Here is a 14375-nt window from a genome sequence, read left to right on the forward strand (position 1 = left end):
ACTCTTTCGAGATGAAGATCCTGCATAAAATTGCAGGATAAGCAGTTTTCTAGCGAGAGATAGCACCTAAAACCCCGGCGCCAAACTCATTGTACAGAGATTATCCAAAAAATCCGGTATTTCTGAGAACAAATAGAAGAAACGAGTCAGTAATTAATCGAGGGCAAGCGAGCTAGCAGATGAATAAACGCAAATAAAAAACATTTTGCTCAGGGCTAAAAGCTTTTCGTAGATACTTGACCGGCAAATTAAAAAAAGGGCCTTTGATTTTGCTCAAAGGCCCTTTTCGATGAAAAGCACAAAGACTTAGGGCGTTGTTTGATTTTCGCAAGGTGGGAAAAATTGACTAAAGGGCAAAAAGTTAGTCGATCCAATCGTGCCACTCATGAAACCTGAATTACAGTAAACAGCCAAGGTATTGTTAATACCGTAGTTAGGCTGAGTAATGATATCGGTAGTACTTGTTGGCAAAGCCAAATCTACACCGCCATTTGAAATCGTCACGATACCGATGTTGTTTCCAGCAATCTCATTATTGGCAACCCGAGCTGTTCCATCATTAAGAACAACGATACCATTTCCTAGATTATTCAGGATTTGATTACTGACAATCGTAGCTTGCGCACGCAACACCAGAATGCCTTGCTGGTTATTTTGAATCACATTGCCATTCACCACATTGCTTGGGCCATCAGTTTGAAAGCCAATACGGGCGTAGGCGTTCTCACCGACATTAATACCATACTCAGTTGCGCCACTAACAGTGTTGCCAACAATATTCACCAAACTACTACCATGCGCTCCGATGCCGTAAATGCCACCCGTCACAGTATTGTTCTCGATTGTAACAAACGAATCATCAGTGACGATGATGCCATATGAGCCTTCGCCAGCTTCGATCGAAAATCCTGAGATCTTCGCTTTGCGAACACCACCTACCCATACAGTTGATACTGAAGGATCAGCCGGGATGATCGTTGCAACGCCTTGACCATCAAGATTGACCTTTTTTCTTAATTCAATATTTTCTTGGCAGAGCCCACTTACCTTAATAGTGGTCCCACGCTTAGCTTTGTTAATCACCTGACCCAAGGTTTTACCCTTCGGGTTGTCACAGTTAAAAGATACTTCAGATTTTCCCGCAACTGCTGTCGACGCTATCAAACTAGCCATAGAAAGCAGTACAAATTGTTTGCCCAATTTTTTCAGATACATAGCGTACACTCCTTGATTATATTTTTACTCTCCCAATGCCCCTTGCGGCATGGAGCACGAATTGTATCTTAATCGATTGATACGGTCAGATTATTAACTGAATTTTAACTTTACATGAAACCCAGACCACAGCAGATCCCCGTCGAATAAGCCCAAGAAGAAAAGTGCAGGCCGCGCAAATAATTGCCGCGTCAACTGCCTGCAAGCAAAGATTGACTAGAAGTATCTATTGCAGCTTTTCTGTGACTTCAAGAATCATACTGGCGGTGAGTTGGGACCGATCTACCGAGCCAATAAAACGATGCTCATCGCTAACTGCTGGCAGGCTATTTACACGCATGGCATCCATTTTCTCCAGCACCTCACGCTTAGTCATTCCTTGAGAGACAGCATCTTGCTCTGAAATAAAACCGGGCAGTTCAGTTAAGTAAGTTAAGTCTTCTTGCGTTTTTTGGTTAAGAGCTTTCGCGAATCGCTGGTAGCCACGTCGATCTTCAGCACGAAAATACACCGCCAAATCCAATACATCGTATACACTAAAGAGCGTTCCATCTTCCTTCAAAACAACGATATATTGCAGATAAGAACTTGCATAAAGGGCGTCGAAGTATTCTTTTATTGCGGGCCCGTAGTATCCACCATGCCCTAGTCGAAAAACCAACGCTTCAGTTTTCTTTTTAATAAGCTCCGGGATACGTTGCACGCCACCTTTCGATGCCATTTCCATATTTTCAACCAACTCTTCGACATCAGGAGTGCTCGCTATAGATATCTGATTTTCTATACGCGCACTCGCTGCGTCCGCAAACAATTCAGAAAAATCTGCTTTGACGCCAAAGGCATCCAACACCTTTAACTTCCCTGTCGCTAGCAAGACAAACAACAGAGGAAGGATAATCAGAACAAGATCAATCGTTTTTAACTCATATTTGTCGCCGAAATTTGCGCGCAATATTAGCGAGCCGACTAACAGCAACACCCCCACCAATAACAGTAATACAACATGCCACTTTTCCATGGAAAACTCCTTTCGTTAGACGCCGTCTTTTGCCAAAGATGCTACTAGCAATAATCAACTGACGATTATGCGCTCAACATCCCGGTTTCTCAATTCCAGGAAACACGATGTACATCCCCCCTGGTAAGACGATGTCGAATTGTCACCAACCTCACTTTCGCCTAGACTGCACAGCCAACAAACTCTCCCTTCAAACTCTATACAACCACGCCGAAGAATGAAAAATCTCAATCTAGCCCCATGGCAACACGATCATAGTTTTCAACAAGACCAAAAACGTCCCGGTGAACACAAGACGCTGATTGTGATTGCGATGACAGCGATAATGATGGTGATCGAAGTCGTTGCGGGCTTAGTCTTCGGCTCCATGGCGCTGCTTGCCGATGGTTTGCATATGGCTTCTCATACCGTCGCGCTAGGCATTACCTATTTCGCTTATTGGTATGCCCGCAAACATGCTCATAATCCGCGCTACAGTTTCGGCACAGGTAAAGTCAATACACTGGGTGGCTATACGGGTGCGATTTTATTAGCGGGTTTTGCGTTAATGATGATTTGGGAAAGTGCTCATCGGTTGATTGAGCCGGTACCGATTTCATTCAATCAAGCCATTGCGGTCGCCGTCGTAGGACTAGTCGTCAACGGATTGTCTGTTTGGGTACTGGGAGTACACTCCCATGACCACGATGATCACCATTCCCATAATCATAGTCACAATCATGACCACACTCATTCTCACCAACATAACCACGACCACGCTCATCATCATGAAGACCACAATTTAAAATCTGCGTATTTACACGTTATGGCTGACGCACTGACTTCAGTGTTGGCCATTGTAGCCTTGGTGATTGGCAAGTATTTCGGTGCAACCTGGTTAGACCCAATCATGGGCTTGGTGGGTGCCGCTTTGGTCGCGCGCTGGTCTTGGGGCTTATTAAAATCCACCAGTGCAATCTTGCTCGATGAGCAAGCCTCAGAGGCTTCTCGCAGTGCAGTTCGTGACGCTATAGAAGATGACCAAACCCGGGTGACCGATTTACATTTGTGGGCCGTTGGACCCAATATTTATTGTGGTTTAGTGTCTGTAGTGAGCGCCTCGCCGAAAACTCCGCTGGACTACCGAGGCCTCATTCCCGCCCACATCAATATAGAACACATCACCATTGAAGTGCATACACTCAATAACAACTAAGGTTTTCGCAATGAGTACAACTGAATTTTCGCTTGATAGTTTTTTGCTCCAAGACCGAGTCGCTTTAGTGACAGGGGCTTCGAGTGGCATTGGGGAAGCGGTTGCAAAAGGTTTGGCGCATGCAGGCGCGAAGGTCATTGTCGCTGCTCGACGTGAAGATCGATTACACTCTCTAGTGGATACCATCAATCAAGAAGCAAATCGCGAAATAGCGCTTGCAGTTAGTATGGACGTTACCGACGCCGACAGTATTCATCGTGCATTCGAGCAAGGCGAGACAACCTTCGGCACCATCACTGTGGTAATTAACAATGCGGGTGTTGCCAAGCCACGACATTTTTTGAAAGATGACGTTCAGTCACGCGATTTTGTAATGAACACCAATGTAAATGGCGTTTGGAATGTCGCACACGAAGCCGCAACGCGGATGGCAAAAGCAAACATCGGAGGAAGCATTGTGAACATTGCTTCCATCCTAGGCTATACCGCCAAACCGGGGCAGACGTCCTACTGTGCTTCGAAGGGTGCAGTCATTCAATTAACCCGTAGCATGGCACTCGATTTAATTCCCCAAGGTATCCGCGTTAACGCAATCGCTCCGGGCTGGTTCAAAACTGAAATGAATGAAGACTTTTTTGACTCAGCGCCAGGTAAGACCTTTATTACACAAATGCCCGCAAAGCGCCTTGGAGAACTTAACGAACTCGTTGGCCCTATTATCATGTTGTGCAGTGATGCCGGCTCATTTATTAACGGTGCGGTGATTCCGGTTGATGGTGCAATTACGGCTGCCGGGATTTAGTCCCTATTAGAACGCTTCATCATTTAATTAATTACTTTGCCACGCAGCCGGTTGTTTTCTAAAAGGGGAGTACTTTGCGGCTGAGATAAACCCTTAGAGCCAACTGTCCTTGTGTATTGTTTTGTACTTGCATTGGTAGACAGGTTGGTCGCTGTCATCGGTAACGGAGGGCAAATTTCGGTACCAGGGGAAGCAATAATGCCGGCACGATAATCGAGTGCGGCGGCTAGCTGTACTTCTGCTGGATCGCCGAGTTCAGCTTGATAATCATCTTCAACGTAACAACCTGGCACAAGCGCACCGAAAGGTTCGCCGCTATTTTCTGGATTAAAACCATCCCCAAAATCACCAAACCCTTGTGCATTTTCACCAGCAAACTGAATAGTGAAATAGGATGTACCGCAATTAGGCAATTCATAAAAGCCATAAGGCTTACCACATGTTCCAGTTCCGAACTGATAAACCTCAACACCAACACCGCGTAAACCGTTAATGATTGACTCACTGGCCGAACAGGTACCGTTGCTAGTCAACACGAATACTCTATCTAGGTTTAGACTAGGTAACGGTATTTCGGGATCAACCGCAGCCGCGGGCGCTGCAAAATAATCCCATTCAACAGAATGAAAGCCAACGGGCTCAATCGGCTCCCCGGTAATCGGGTTAATTGATGGATGCTTGTTATTAAAACGTATCAGCTCGAAGGTTTGGCCAGCAGTATTCGCCGGTCCCGCCACCATGTACGCCACCTGCGACGCCATATCTAAGTAGCCACCGCCATTATATCGAAGATCTAATACTAAATCGGTAACACCATCAGTTTGAAATTGATCAAATGCAGCAATAAGGTCGGATTCGGCAGCAGCATTGTGGTCATTAAATAATAAGTAACCCACTAAGCCAGCAGCTGTATTTATCGTTTGCACGCCGCCATTTGGCACAGGGTCGTATGCGACTAACTCAGTCTCCATCATTGCAGTGGAATTGCTCGGCGCGCCCACGGGCAAAAATTCTATCGTATACATTGTGTTTTCGAGGGGCGCGAATAAAGCTTCGTTCAAGAGGTTTACACCGCCTGTCGTATCGTCATCAATATCAACGCCGTTGATTGCTTGAATTGTCGAACCGCGAGTAACGCCACTAGTGTCCGCGACAGACCCTGGCTCGACATAGCTCACGACAACTTCGCGGGGAATGAAGCCCGAAATAACCTCGAGCTGCATTCCAAAAGACCGCTCAACGGCTACACCAGAAATAATCTCCACCCACTCTTCTGTTGGCAGTGCAAAATGAAATTGATCTTTAAACGCGCCTGATTCAGTTATTTCACTACTGACAAGCAGGTCAAAATAATCATAGTTTGAATAAAATGACGGATTAACGTCAGGCAATTCGTCGTACCACAAATATAGATCGTTACTCATCGACCTGAGCCAGAGGTTTTCGTCAGTGAAGCTCCCCGCTCTGTCCGGGTAAGGGGCGTTTGTGCGGGGGTCAATACCGGTGCGAGGGAAGGCGCATTGGTTTGCGTAGAGGCCCACATCGCGGTAGATACCCGGGATGTAACTACCTTGGCGCCGATCGTCGCTACCACATCCACCCAGCAACAAAAGACTTAGCACACCAACCACACCGATCTGTCCCTTCACGCTTATTCCTCACTAGCCACATCATTATTTGAATCGTCCAGCATGGTAATCGATGTTTATGTGCAAGGCCACTCGATCCAACCAACCTGCTACTCCCGCCACATTTCGCCAGATTTGATCGGGGCTACGACATAGTCCGAACACCACGACAACCCACCACCAGGTTTTACTAACCCCATCAAAAGGCCAATTGCTTCGAGCCTTTTCGTTAACCCGACAGACTACTTTCGATATTGAGGATTACATTATGAAAAAGCTTATTGTTGCATCAACTCTCGCTGCCACCGCTACAGTCACTACGCCTTATGCCTTTGCAGGGGAAGCCGCGACCGCATGGAAGCAAGCCGGGGTATTTTCTACGAGCACAATACTTGGCGCTGCCGCCGGAGGCCCAGTTGGTATGCTACTTGGCGCTATCGGCGGAGCCTACCTCGGAGAAAAGGTGAAGGCGGCGGACCTCGCCGAGCTCACCGATCTTGAACTGGCTGAGAAAGAATTATTAGTAACGGAGCTTCGTCAGCAGTTAACAATGGCCGATGGAGAGATTGAGCGACTCAACCAAACCAAAATCGACAGCCTTTCGCTGCAAGTACTCTTCCACACTGGTGCTGACCAACTCACTCAGCGAGGCGAAAATCGTCTAGGCGCTCTAGCAAGCTTCCTAGCAAAGCACCCAAACCTATCCGTTCGTTTAACTGGTCACGCTGATCCACGCGGTACCGATGAATACAACAACGTACTCTCCGAGCACCGCGCACTAACCGTGCAGCAAGCGCTAGAGCAAGCGGGTATTGCAAGCTACCGCATTGAGCGTTCTTCCCACGGCTCACTTAAATCTCTCGCACCAAAGGGTGATTACGAAGCCTATGCCATGGAGCGGCGGGTGGATGTGGAAATTTTTGATCCCCGATTCGAGCTGAATTCACAACATGCCGAAACCAGCGAAGAAAACACCTATAGCGATGACCTGACATACATCCGTTAACACACCGTTTTAAAACCCGTCTTTACGGAACTGTCATGCAGAAAAACAAGGAAAAGCCACGGTAAAGATGCACGGATGCGCGCAGGGATGCACACCCAACTTCTCATGCTCTCTCCTTGAGCCCCTTTGCTCGGTACCCCCAGGGTATCGAGCCTTTTTGTGAGAAGTGGACGAATTAAAGATGCCCTAAAAAAACAAAAAATGCTACCGTACGCACACCCAAAGAGAGAGAAGCATGCCCAAAGAAATCGCCATCGTTGAGGACGAGGCCAACCTCGCCGCCAATTACCGTGACGCATTCAGTCACCAAGGTTATCGCGTTCGCCTATACAACAATCGCCCTGATGCGATCGAGGCATTTCGTGCGCGCTTACCCGATCTAGCCATCATTGATATCGGCTTGGGAGATGAAATTGAAGGCGGCTTCGATTTGTGCAGAGAACTCAGAGCTATCGCTCCCAACCTACCCATTATTTTTCTCACGGCGCGCGACAGCGAGTTTGATGCGATCTCCGGTTTGCGATTGGGGGCCGACGACTATCTCACTAAAGATATTTCCCAACCCCATTTATTAGCGCGCGTGGTCGCTCTATTTAGGCGCATTGATGCACTACAAAAAAATAGCAGCGATGATCAAGAAGTCACGTGTGGGCCGTTACGCTTAAATTTGGATCGCATGTGCGCCCATTGGCAAGAACACGCCATCGATTTAACAGTCACAGAATTTTGGATTGTTCACGCACTCGCAAAAAGGCCTGGCCATGTTAAAAATCGTCAGCAATTAATGGATGCCGCTAATGTTGTGCTAGATGACAATTCAATCACCTCACACATAAAACGTATTCGTAAAAAATTTTTGGAACTCGATGAGTCCTTCGACGCTCTACAAACGGCTTACGGCATGGGCTACCGATGGTCAAGCCAAGCCTGAATGCGGTAATACAACAGAGACTTACATCTCCCGATGACGCTACAGCGCCAACTATTATTCGTCAGCCTATGCCTATTGGTTTTGCCCTGGGCTGGCTGCCAATATATTCAGACCATTGAATCGACACTTCGCGATGGCCAAGCCAAGGCGCTAGCCGCACACGCTCAAGCCATTGCCACAACGATTGCCGTTCAAGCACCTCAGGTGTTTACCAACAACGTGCCAGGCGAACAAGACCGTGCAGACTCAGAACTGTATTTTTTTCCACTCAATGGCGCCCCCATTATTGACGGTTACAGCGGCGATTGGACTGCACTGGATATAGAGCCGCGACAATGGCTCGACGAAACGACTACGACTCAGATCACACTGTTCACGGGTTCGATTATCGATACGCTATACGTATTCTTTTCCATAAAAGATTCCACCAAACAGCCTCACAATCCACAACAGCAGGGCATTGCAAACGGCGATCACGTAATTCTTTATAGTGGGGAAGGGAACGCGCACCAAACCTACTATTTACGCAGCAGCGGATCCGGCAACGTTACGGCACGCTACTTCAATCAATTTGGGGAAATCCGGCAAGAACATCGCATTCGAGGCATTTGGCAAGAAACACGCGAGGGGTATACCGTTGAACTAGCCATTCCTAAAAGCCGCATCAGTCAGTCACTCGCGTTTCACTACGTAGATCACGCCAGCCATGTTTTGCTCGACAATAAATTAGGAAATAAATCGGAGACCCACTACAACCCACGCTGGATTGAGACATCCGCCCTATTAAACAAAACCATAGCGCCGTATACCACTCGCAATCTGCGTATCAGCGTCTTAGACACTCACAACTGGATCAAGGCGAGGCAAGGCACGCTTAATTTTTCTGATTACACATCAGCGGATAGTAAAAACAACAGTACACACTGGCTTCTTGCTTGGTTTTATAAACTGCTGCTTGGCGATAACGACATGAAGCCGATGACGAATGAAATGCGCGCTGGCTATATCCGCAGTAGTGAAACCACCGCCGCGCTCAAAGGCAATTCAACATCGGCCTGGTATCGTCAAGCAGACGAGAGAATTGGCCGCGTTGCACACCCAATAACAATCAAGGGACAAATACTGGGCGCGGTCATTGTTGAACAAAATACCGAGGCTGTGACCGCCGCCACTAACGCCGCATTTAATCAACTACTGCTCACAGTCCTTGGAACCATGGGGGTCGTTGCACTTGCGTTAATTCTCTACGCCTCCGTATTATCGTGGCGAATTAAATCGCTAAGCACGTCGGCTAAAAACGCGATTGGCAACGATGGTCGAATTAACACTCAAGCGCTGCACTCTAACGCAGCGGATGAAATTGGCGATTTAACACGTAACTACGCCGACCTACTGCATCGCCTTAACGACTACACAGAGTATTTACGCAGTTTAGCTAGCAAACTATCTCACGAATTGCGAACACCCCTCGCGGTGATTAAATCCTCTCTCGACAACCTAAACCATTCTTCACTTGATGAAAAAGCGATGCAGTACCAACAGCGCGCAAGCGAAGGGGCGGATAGACTTTCCACCATTTTAAACGCGATGAGCGCAGCGAATCGCATTGAAGAAAGCATTCAACAATCACATACCGAGCACTTTCCACTCGACGAGTTACTCAGCAACGTTGTGAATGCCTATAATGACGCCTATCCTAACCAATCATTCACGTTATCAATCGCTAAACATCCGCACTACAACTTTGTTGGCTCACCAGATTTATTAGTACAAATGCTCGACAAGCTCGTCGATAACGCGGCTGATTTCGCGACGCCGAATACACCTATCATCATCGAATTATGCAGAACCAAACGTAGCCAGAACAAAGAGCTTATTGAAATCAGTGTTAGCAATAGTGGCCCCCTATTACCGGCCCACATGCAAGGGCAATTATTTGATTCCCTCGTCTCGGTACGCGATGCCAGCGATAAAAATAAAGATGATAAAAACATCACCCACTTAGGCCTCGGCTTATATATCGTGCGCTTAATTGTGGACTTTCATTCTGGTGATATCATGGCCCGCAATCGCGAAGATGAAAACGGTGTCATCTTTACGGTTCAGCTTCCCACAAATGATTGAATTAAGGCTTAGAGCCTAAGAATCGCGTCTATAATGGGTGGAAGACTCATTAACTTAGTGTGCGTATGATTGGCAACATCGCGCCATTGGCGTCGACCCCGAATACTCCGATCACTCCCCCAGCCGCAGACAAACCTGCAGTTCCAGCACCCATCGAACCAACGACTTCAGCAGTACCCGACACCACCGAAAAAGTCAGCCCAACCGTAATTACGCAAAATAGTGAAGAGCCCAAGCGCAACCAGGGTGATATCGATATTTTCAACCTGACCGCAGAGGGCAATCCAACTTACGAAAATCCAGCCAAAACTCGCCAACCTAGTGACGCATCAAACAGCCTAGCGGACGAACAAGGCACGGCGGAAAAACAGAACACCAGTAACCAAGCAGCCGAAAAGCAAGAGAATAGCCCACAACAGCTAACACCAGACGAGTTAAAGGTCGTTGAGCAATTACGTGCACGCGATAGAGAGGTGCGCACCCATGAAGCCGCACACCTAGCCGCCGCCGGACAATACGCTACCGGCGGCATCAAGCTGGAAACCACACGCGGGCCGGATGGCCTCAGCTACGCCATTGGCGGCTCGGTAGGAATCGACACTAGCCGCGAATCAACACCCGAGGCCACACTGCGTAAAGCAGAACAAATCCAGCGCGCCGCCCTTGCACCCGCTGAGCCTTCCGGGCAAGACCGCCGCGTCGCAGCAGAAGCGTCAGCTATGAAGCTGGAAGCTCAAGTTGAGATTCGCCAACAGCGCGCAGAACAGGCCGCCGAATCGAACGAAGCCGCCGCACCGCAAAGCACCTCAGACAACACTTCGCCTTCAAATAGCGCCATCCCACCTGGGGATGCCTCTGGTAACTCATCCGGGAGCTCAGATATTGGACCAGCTAATGACGCCATTGTCGCCAGCCCCGCCCAACCGCCTAGTCCTGGCCTAGAGCGTTACGCGCAAATACAATCGAGCCAAAGCGAAGCTCCCGGCCAACGCCTCAACGTTTCGGCCTAAGATCTCAGATAAAGCCCCCTGAATAACCCATCGGCAAGCTGTCTAAAGATTGCACGAGGATCCCTTGACTCTAGGTTGAAAACCGGCATAATGTCGCGCCTCGATTTAATCATCGACTTAATTTTTTACTGAATTTTTAACAGGAGCACTCGGTGGCTAACTTTCCTCAATCTCGTAAACGTGCTCGCCAAAACGTTAAGCGCCGTAAGCACAATGCAAGCTTACGCTCTATGGTTCGCACCTACATCAAGAAAGTAGTCGCTGCCATCGATGCTAAAGACGCTGCGGCGGCACAAACTGCTTATAATGAAGCGGTACCTGTCATTGACCGTATGGCTGACAAAGGCATTATTCACAAGAACAAAGCGGCACGTCATAAGAGCCGTTTGAATGCCCAAGTTAAAGCACTCGCGGCTTAAGCCTTTCGTCCCTCGAGAGCCTTCTCGGGGGACACCTTCCCAAATCTAATCCCTTCGCTAAAAATTCTAATCGCACAACACCTTTTCGAGGATTTACTTGTGTATATACACTTGCTAGAGTTGTGCACATGGATACTTCAGCACTCAAAAACGTCTACGAAAACTGTGCCTGCTATCGTGCTCGCGCCGCTGCTCGCCGCCTGACGCGTGATTACGACGATGCACTCAAGCCATTAGGCTTGAAGATTACCCAGTTTACGGTGCTTGCGGTGATTGCTGGTTTCGAGTCGACCTCCATTACCAGCATGGCCAACGAACTGGCAATGGAGCGCACGTCTCTGGTGAGAACCTTGGAACTAATGGAGCGTAACGGTTGGATCACCATGGGCCCCGAAGGCTTTCGTCGCGAGCGCAAAATGTCCTTAACCCAGCAAGGTGAGGAGCTACTCGAACAAGCGCTCCCCCTATGGCAGGGTGCGCAAAATCAGTTCGAAAAGCGGGTAGACACCAATGTTTGGCAGCAAGCCAAACATTGGCTTCTAGACGTTGCCTTTAAGTAACAATGTAATAGCACCAAACCTTTTTCCAACACCCTTAACGACTTCGATTCATCAAGACTGAAAACGCTTAGCCCTACATGTGTATATACACATCAATGCTAATCATAGGAGACCAACCATGAACGCATCCGCTTACTTCAATCGGATTATCCTTTGGCGCTGGCCCGTGCTAATAATCACCCTCGTGGTGTTCGCGCCTATCGCCATACATGCACCCAAACTAAGTAAAGACACCAGCTCGGATGCCTTTATTGATCCGCAAGATCCCGCACTACTCGATCGCGATCGCGTTGAAGCGATTTTTAATATCAATGATCCCATCGTCGTTGCCGTAGTGAATAATGGTGAGAACGGCATATTCAATCCCGAGTCCCTCGCCTTAGTTGCCTGGATTACGCAGCAACTCCAATCCGTAGACAACATCGACCCGGATCAAGTCACCTCTCTCGCCACAGAATCCAATATCGTTGGCACAGACTACGGCATGGAAGTGGAGGACTTTTTTGAGATTGCGCCTTCAACCGCTGAGCGCGCGCAATGGATGAGAAACGCCATCAATAACTTCCCGCTCTACCAAGGCACACTGGTGGGTAACGAAAACAACATCACTTTGGTCGTGGCAGAGCTGCTGGATGAATCAATGGCCGCAGACACTTACCAAACCATTATGACGAAGCTCGACAACGCTCCACTCGGTGAGGGTGACGTATTACATGTCGCAGGTGAAGGCGCTGTTGCCGGTTATCTACAGGAATATATTGATAACGATGCGAAAAAACTCAACCCACTCGCAGCAGTCGTTATTACTATTATTTTATTTATCGCATTGCGCACCCTACGCGGGATGCTAATTCCAAATCTCATTGTAATCCTTACTGCGGGCAGCACCATCGGAGCAATGGCCGCATTTGGCGTACATTTTTATGTTATCACCAATGGCTTAATCGTCTGCATGATTGGCGTTTCGGTTGCCGATTCGGTTCACGTATTTAGTCAGTATTACGAAGAAATTGCTAACGACCCAAGTGCCGATGGCGAAACCATCACGCTGCGCGCCATGGAAAAAATGTGGCAACCCATCACTTTAACGACTTTCACAACCATCGCAGGCTTTAGCGCACTTTCAGCGACCACCACAATGCCACCGATTTATTTCTTTGGCCTCTTTGGTGCGCTCGCTGTTTTTTTCGCGTGGCTCTACACGATGACTACACTGCCTGCATTACTCAGCATGTTTAAGCCTAAGCCAAGCCCTTCGTTTTCACGCAACCACGGCGCGGCAGCCAACCCACAGAAAAATACCTTGTCAGTGCGTGCGTTAAACAAAATTGGTGGCTGGGTAATCGCAAAACCTTACATGGTAACAGTGGTTTGTTTCTGTGCGGGGCTACTCGCTGTGTACGGCGCCTATCAAGTGGAAGCAAACGAAGAACGTATCGCCAACTTCAAATCGTCAGAGCCAATCTATCAAGCCGACAAAACCATTAATGCCCTCACCGACGGCACCTACTACCTCGACATTATGATCGAAGCAAATGTACCGGAAGGCCTTTACGAGCCCGCCGCATTGCGAAAAATCGAAGAAACTCAACGCTACTTAGAATCACTGCCCCACATCGGTGGCACAGTCTCGGTTGTGGATTACATAAAGCAAATGCATAAAGCGGTAAATGAAGATCAAGCCGAGTACTACACCATTCCCGATGATAACAATCTAATCGCACAATTATTTTTGTTGTATTCATCTTCAGCTGATCCCACCGACTTCGAAGATGAAATTGATGGTGAGCGACGCTTAGCGTTGATCCGCGCTAGTGTCGACCAAAACAAATTCAGCAACAACAAAATGGTAGTGGACGACCTGCAAGTTTGGCTGGACGACCATTACCGCGACTCACAACTCACACCGACAGTCACCGGTGACATTAGCCTCAGTTACCACTGGATCAACCCCATCGTGACATCCAATCTATTCAGTGTACTGGTCTGCATTTCCGCGGTCATTGTCATGGGCGCAGTGTTATTTAAATCAGGTATTGCGGGCATGATTGTTGTGATTCCTGTCGCGCTGTCGGTATTGCTCGTATATGCCGCGATGGGCGTGTCCGGTGTTTGGCTCGGCGTATCAACCTCCATGTTTGCTTCCATAGCGATTGGTCTTGGTGTCGACTTTGCCGTTCACACCACTCACAGCATTAGAACTTTGCTGACCGAAAAAGAAGGCTCTTGGGAGGAACGTTTACGCCCATTGTTTTCAACAACAGGCCGCGCACAGTTTTTTAACTTCCTCGCCATTGCCGTTGGGTTTGGCGTGCTGCTTACCTCGGATGTCCCCCCACTCATTAAGTTTGGCGCATTAGTCGCGATTGCGGTCAGTGGAGCTTTTGTCTCGGCATTACTACTGCTACCAGCACTCACCTTACTCTTCAAACCCCGTTTTCTTGGCAAAAACGCTTAGAGGTAAACC

12 protein-coding genes are annotated in these 14375 nt (G+C 48.2%); 9 read left to right on the top strand and 3 right to left on the bottom strand.

Translation table 11 applies throughout. The annotated features are described in order from the left end of the window. Positions 1-306 precede the first annotated feature (306 nt). Positions 307-1215, bottom strand: coding sequence for a right-handed parallel beta-helix repeat-containing protein (locus ACZ5NB_RS17950; RefSeq protein WP_460234080.1), 909 nt, complete (start codon positions 1213-1215; stop codon positions 307-309). A 226-nt stretch (positions 1216-1441) separates the two neighbouring features. Next, complete coding sequence (locus ACZ5NB_RS17955) at positions 1442-2233, bottom strand: CBS domain-containing protein (RefSeq protein ID WP_460234082.1); 792 nt, start codon at positions 2231-2233, stop codon at positions 1442-1444. A gap of 217 nt (positions 2234-2450) precedes the next feature. Between ACZ5NB_RS17955 and dmeF the strand changes: the two genes are divergently transcribed. Next, positions 2451-3428, top strand: coding sequence for a CDF family Co(II)/Ni(II) efflux transporter DmeF (dmeF, locus tag ACZ5NB_RS17960; protein ID WP_460234083.1), 978 nt, complete (start codon positions 2451-2453; stop codon positions 3426-3428). Between the two features lie 10 nt (positions 3429-3438). Beyond that, on the top strand, positions 3439-4230 hold the full coding sequence (locus ACZ5NB_RS17965) for an SDR family NAD(P)-dependent oxidoreductase (RefSeq protein WP_460234084.1): 792 nt from the start codon (positions 3439-3441) through the stop codon (positions 4228-4230). Positions 4231-4253: 23 nt separating this feature from the next. Here the strand turns inward: ACZ5NB_RS17965 and ACZ5NB_RS17970 are convergent, their stop codons facing one another. Further along, positions 4254-5879 carry a S41 family peptidase gene (locus ACZ5NB_RS17970; RefSeq protein ID WP_460234085.1) on the bottom strand — a complete coding sequence of 542 codons (1626 nt, stop codon included), beginning with the start codon at positions 5877-5879 and terminating at the stop codon, positions 4254-4256. Positions 5880-6126: 247 nt separating this feature from the next. Here ACZ5NB_RS17970 and ACZ5NB_RS17975 point away from each other — a divergent pair, with 247 nt between their 5' ends. The 7 genes from ACZ5NB_RS17975 to ACZ5NB_RS18005 all read left to right on the top strand — a co-directional run bounded on the left by ACZ5NB_RS17975 (position 6127) and on the right by ACZ5NB_RS18005 (position 14366). Next, the gene (locus ACZ5NB_RS17975; RefSeq protein WP_460234086.1) at positions 6127-6864 is read left to right on the top strand and encodes an OmpA family protein; all 738 of its coding nucleotides are present in this window, start codon (positions 6127-6129) and stop codon (positions 6862-6864) included. Between the two features lie 235 nt (positions 6865-7099). Further along, a complete protein-coding gene (gene pdsR, locus ACZ5NB_RS17980) occupies positions 7100-7795 on the top strand; it encodes a proteobacterial dedicated sortase system response regulator (RefSeq protein ID WP_460234087.1) in 696 nt (231 codons plus the stop codon). Positions 7796-7828: 33 nt separating this feature from the next. Next, a complete protein-coding gene (locus ACZ5NB_RS17985) occupies positions 7829-9919 on the top strand; it encodes an ATP-binding protein (RefSeq protein WP_460234088.1) in 2091 nt (696 codons plus the stop codon). 65 nt (positions 9920-9984) lie between these two features. Next, positions 9985-10929, top strand: a complete 945-nt coding sequence (locus ACZ5NB_RS17990) for a putative metalloprotease CJM1_0395 family protein (protein ID WP_460234089.1) — start codon at positions 9985-9987, stop codon at positions 10927-10929. Positions 10930-11081: 152 nt separating this feature from the next. After that, positions 11082-11348 carry a 30S ribosomal protein S20 gene (rpsT, locus tag ACZ5NB_RS17995; RefSeq protein WP_460234090.1) on the top strand — a complete coding sequence of 89 codons (267 nt, stop codon included), beginning with the start codon at positions 11082-11084 and terminating at the stop codon, positions 11346-11348. 128 nt (positions 11349-11476) lie between these two features. Beyond that, entirely contained in the window at positions 11477-11908 is a 432-nt protein-coding gene (locus tag ACZ5NB_RS18000) for a MarR family winged helix-turn-helix transcriptional regulator (protein WP_460234091.1), read from the top strand. Between the two features lie 118 nt (positions 11909-12026). Further along, positions 12027-14366 (top strand): efflux RND transporter permease subunit, encoded by a 2340-nt coding sequence (locus ACZ5NB_RS18005; RefSeq protein WP_460234093.1) that lies wholly within the window; start codon positions 12027-12029, stop codon positions 14364-14366. The last annotated feature ends 9 nt before the right edge of the window (positions 14367-14375 follow it).

The organism is Aurantivibrio plasticivorans (assembly GCF_055392955.1).

Coding starts and splice junctions, on each gene's coding strand:
- ACZ5NB_RS17950 (WP_460234080.1), bottom strand. CDS start 1,215: ATGTATCTGAAAAAATTGGGCAAACAATTTGTACTGCTTTCTATGGCT.
- ACZ5NB_RS17955 (WP_460234082.1), bottom strand. CDS start 2,233: ATGGAAAAGTGGCATGTTGTATTACTGTTATTGGTGGGGGTGTTGCTG.
- dmeF (WP_460234083.1), top strand. CDS start 2,451: ATGAAAAATCTCAATCTAGCCCCATGGCAACACGATCATAGTTTTCAA.
- ACZ5NB_RS17965 (WP_460234084.1), top strand. CDS start 3,439: ATGAGTACAACTGAATTTTCGCTTGATAGTTTTTTGCTCCAAGACCGA.
- ACZ5NB_RS17975 (WP_460234086.1), top strand. CDS start 6,127: ATGAAAAAGCTTATTGTTGCATCAACTCTCGCTGCCACCGCTACAGTC.
- pdsR (WP_460234087.1), top strand. CDS start 7,100: ATGCCCAAAGAAATCGCCATCGTTGAGGACGAGGCCAACCTCGCCGCC.
- ACZ5NB_RS17985 (WP_460234088.1), top strand. CDS start 7,829: ATGACGCTACAGCGCCAACTATTATTCGTCAGCCTATGCCTATTGGTT.
- ACZ5NB_RS17990 (WP_460234089.1), top strand. CDS start 9,985: ATGATTGGCAACATCGCGCCATTGGCGTCGACCCCGAATACTCCGATC.
- ACZ5NB_RS18000 (WP_460234091.1), top strand. CDS start 11,477: ATGGATACTTCAGCACTCAAAAACGTCTACGAAAACTGTGCCTGCTAT.
- ACZ5NB_RS18005 (WP_460234093.1), top strand. CDS start 12,027: ATGAACGCATCCGCTTACTTCAATCGGATTATCCTTTGGCGCTGGCCC.